General features: G+C 33.8%; 1 protein-coding gene and 1 pseudogene. One reads left to right on the top strand and one right to left on the bottom strand.

What is annotated here, in order from left to right:
- Positions 1 to 206, top strand: a pseudogene (locus C3420_RS17120) (IS5/IS1182 family transposase); the annotation flags it as partial.
- A 221-nt stretch (positions 207 to 427) separates the two neighbouring features.
- Here C3420_RS17120 and C3420_RS17115 read toward each other — a convergent pair.
- Entirely contained in the window at positions 428 to 670 is a 243-nt protein-coding gene (locus tag C3420_RS17115) for a DUF2789 family protein (RefSeq protein ID WP_004281876.1), read from the bottom strand.
- Between the last annotated feature and the right edge of the window lie 217 nt (positions 671 to 887).

Here is an 887-nt window from a genome sequence, read left to right as displayed (position 1 = left end):
AACGTTTAGGCAGGACACTATGGAAAAAATGGTCAGGCTATCATCGGCGAAGTTTGGTTGAAACTAAGATGCATTGCATCAAATTATTAGGAGATAAACTCAGTGCAAGGAGTTTTGATAGCCAAGTCAATGAGATCCATGCACGTGTGGCAGTCCTTAACAGATTTACGGAATTAGGTCGACCACTTACCCAAGTTACGCCTTAAATTTGGCTCAATTAGGGGCGCTTTGCATTTCAAATCTTTGTGCAACAAAGCCGATAGAAGGTAAAGAAGATTATTTTTAATATTAGGGTTTATAATCCAAATTTCAGAGTAAGGAATCTACTACTTATATAATAGAGATTCCATCTCCAAAACAGTACTACTGTATGAATGAGTTGTATTCAATGCAGGGAAGAATGTAGATCCTTAATACTAACGGAAAATTATTTTACTGAATTTTCATGTAAAGACTCATTTAATTGATCAATCACTGTCGTCCATTCACCATCAGAGTGTAGTTTTTCTTCTAAAAAATGACGTTGAGCATCAGTCCAAAAAATTGCTTGTGTTAAAAAAACATCTCCAGCTAGCTGATGGCTCTCTATGAATTTTGCAATTGCTTCTTCAGTAGAAGCTAAACCAAGCTGTTCAAATAATTTGGTCATTCTTGGACGTGTTTGAGTCATGTGCTTAGCCCACAAATTTATATTAGATCAAATTAAACATAACATGTTTATATTTAAACTAAAATATAAAAAATTAAATAGCTACTATTTTCGGTGGTGTATCAAAAAGTATGCTAAAAAAAAGCAGGTTGAATTTTGATAAAATAGAGAAATGCAAATAACTCTAGAAATCAAATGTCCAACCTGCCTCAGTGACAGTATAAAGAAAAATGGCATC

This window comes from Acinetobacter sp. ACNIH3 (genome assembly GCF_002918965.1).
GTDB lineage: Bacteria > Pseudomonadota > Gammaproteobacteria > Pseudomonadales > Moraxellaceae > Acinetobacter > Acinetobacter schindleri.
Note: the sequence above shows the minus strand (reverse complement) of the source record. Positions and strands in the feature narration are given on the sequence as shown.

Bases quoted from the DNA above. Each gene is read 5' to 3' on its own strand.
- C3420_RS17115 (WP_004281876.1), bottom strand. From the start codon at position 670: ATGACTCAAACACGTCCAAGAATGACCAAATTATTTGAACAGCTTGGT.